The sequence below is a fragment of the Nostoc sp. UCD121 genome (genome assembly GCF_014222285.1).
In the GTDB taxonomy this organism is placed as follows: domain Bacteria; phylum Cyanobacteriota; class Cyanobacteriia; order Cyanobacteriales; family Nostocaceae; genus Nostoc.
On record NZ_JACKZS010000392.1, the window covers coordinates 1 to 3,194 of the forward strand.

The 3,194-nt window shown below is 46.9% G+C and carries 1 protein-coding gene; it reads left to right on the forward strand.

Translation table 11 applies throughout. The features are described 5' to 3' along the window. Positions 1-3,105: DUF3854 domain-containing protein (locus GNF10_RS36050; protein WP_185607446.1), on the forward strand; the 3,105-nt coding region annotated here is incomplete at its 5' end. Between the last annotated feature and the right edge of the window lie 89 nt (positions 3,106-3,194).

Here is a 3,194-nt window from a genome sequence, read left to right on the forward strand (position 1 = left end):
CCCCTAACAATGATTATCATTTTTATTATCTGTATATTTTATTTTCTGGAAGTCCCCAAGCAAACACAGGAGCAAACTCAAAAACCTGTCAAATACGAGTCTCCACCAAAAACCCCTAACCGTGTCACCTATCTCAGAGTTCCCCTCCACATCTGGAAGTTGATTGCCCTGCGGTATGATGTGCCGATGCCAGAGCATATTACCGTTACCGAAGATGGTGAAGCACTGGGGTTTTGGGCTTGGGTCATGGCTCACCCCGAAATCCCTGTATGCCTTACGGAAGGCGAGAAGAAGGCTGCTTGTCTCCTAACTTTAGGGTATGTCGCGATCGCACTCCCTGGAATTTGGAATGGTCGAGTCGGCAAGGAAGATTTGGAATACCTGCACCCTGATTTAGTCCCAATGTCCCAAAAGGGGCGGAAATTCATCATTCTCTTCGACTACGAAAGCAAGCCCAAAACCAAACAGCAGATTTTTGCTGCTACTCGCCGCACCTGTCAAGTCATTCTCCAACTTGCCTGTCAATGTGAAGTAGCATTACTCCCTGGGCCCGAAAAAGGAATTGACGATTGGGTTGTGGCTCTGGGCAAGAAAGCTGGTAAAGCAGTTAGCACGATGATTGCTGATGCCTTGAGAATTAGCGAGTTAAGCCAAAGGTTTTTCGTAAATCGTGCCAGAGGGCTTCGCAAATTCAAACCTGATATTATCGTCAATACCCGCTATCTCTCCACGGTCATTCGCTCTCTGCCTCAATCTGGGTTAGTTGGTTTGGCTTCTGACATGGGCACAGGTAAAACTGAAATCTTGGCAATGATTAGAAGAGATAACCCAGACTTGAGCTTTTTGAACAACGGGCATCGGGTTACTTTACTCAAGAATCTCAGCGATCGCTTGCAAACTGCAATGTACTCTGCTATCTCTTGCGGCGACTGGGCTAAAGCAAAAGCACTGAGTATCACCGTAGACTCACTGTATAAGATGGCGAATGATTTACAGGCTTACGACATCTTATTTATAGATGAAGCTTGCCAGTATCTCGCTCACTTGCTGAAGTCCAAAACTTGCAAGGAACACAGGGGGGCGATTCTGGAAGTGTTGGAGTATCTGGTTTACAATGCCAAGCTGGTAGTGCTGGCAGATGCTCACCTTGATGATTTGACGATTGAGTTTTTTATGCGAATGCGACCTGCTGGCGAAAAACCCTACATCATCAAAAATGAATACCGCTCTGGTGGTCGTCAAGTCTATTGGTACGAAGGTAAAAACAGTAGTGCAATCGTTGCTGAGTTCCACGCTCAGTTGATGCTGGGTAAAAAGTTGATGATGGCCAGCGATAGCAAGCGGTTTGTCAAAAAGTTGGAACGAGCGCTAAATGATGCAGAGGGGCAGAGGTGCAGAGGTGCAGAGGGGAAAGAAATTATACAACAACTCTCCTCTGCTCCTCCGCTCCCCTGCTCCCCTGCTCTCTTCGATGACGAAACACCGGAATCAGCCGAAGACCGCAAGTTACGAGTGTGGGCTATTCATTCGGAAAACAGTGGCAGTGAAGAGAATGTCATCTTTATCCGAGAGATTAACATTGCCATTAAGGATATCGATGCTTTTTTAATTACTCCCAGTCTCAGTTCAGGGGTTGACATTTCCAGCTATCATTTTGATGCCGTGTTTGGCGTGTTTCATGCTGTTTCACAGTCTGCTACAGAATGCGCCCAGCAATTATGGCGGTATCGTCCAGATGTCCCCATGTACGTTTGGGTCGCCCCTCGTCCTCCATTTGGTTACGCCGAAACCAATGCCCGTCGCATCAAGGAAAGAATTCTTCAGACAAATGAGATGACCGCTTTTCTGATTCGCATTAACCGGGAAACGGGCAAACGTGGGGCTGAGAAGGATTGGGCATTAGATGCCAGTTGTCAGATTGAAGGGCAACGGAATTGGTCGATTAATAATTTACGGGCTGATTTGCGATCGCTGCTTCTTGAAATGGGGAATACAATTATTCCTTTGGGCGACGGTGGTGATGAAAGTACTTCCCGGTGGATGAAAGCGGCTGGTATCGCCATCGATGAGGAGCATTACCGTAAAGTTGCCAATGCTAAAGATATTGATAGAAGGACTTACAACAGCAGGCAGCACCAAGACTATCTCAAACCAGAAGAGGTTTTGGAATGTGAAAAGTTCCGTATTCAGGACACTTACGGCATGAGCGTTACCCCGGAACTGGTTGAGCAAGATGACGGGGGACGCTTAATTAAAAAGATTGTCGCACTTGAAGCGATATTGGCCACACCTGGGGAAATGGTCACTGATGACCAGGGGCGAGAATTTATTCCACCACCGACTATTGTTGCCGAACGAGATAAATCAGAACGGGAGCGATTAGCCATTTGCACTGACTGGAGCAATCATTCTACCGCGTGGTTGATGCGTCATCGGCTCGGACTCAGGGCAGTGTTGATCGATCTCATGTCTGGGCTTGAGATTAAAGGGGACGAAGCGATGATTCAGGCTTTAGCTGAGTTCTCTAAGCGCAATACCTCTCACGTTAAAGGCATACTCAACCTGACCATCCCCTTATCGGAGTCTCCGATGTGGATTTTGGGACAATACCTCTGGCAACTCGGTTTGTCTACTGAGTCACGAAGACCAATGGAGGATGGGCAGCGTGTTCGGTATTATCGGCTGAATACTTCTGATGTCGAGTTTATCCAGAAGGTGCTGGATTATCGGCAAAAACAGAGAGAAGAGAAGGAACGGAAGCGGCAAGAATCACTTGAGCTTCAGGCGGCACATAAAGCTAGAATGCAGTCTCAATATGGGATTAATGCTCCGTCCACACCCCCCATTAATGAAGATGGAGATAATAATCGGGGGGGTATGGACACAGATGCAGAACTCAGTGATTCTTGGTGGGATAAAGTTAAATATTATGCTCGACTGGCGATTGAAAAGGTGGAGTACGGTGTAGAATCAGTGAAAGAATTACTCAGTACACTAACGATTGATGAGCGTTGCGGCGTGATACTGGAGTTTGAGGATCTTGATCCTGACAAGTTTGCTCAATTGGTGACAGATGCCCCACAGTGGACTGAATGGATGGCGTGATTTTCCATTCGATACAGCACTTGCGGCTGTTATGAGGTACAGTAGCAGCAACTAGCAAACCAGTTTCTTAAATGTTGAGGATTTATTAA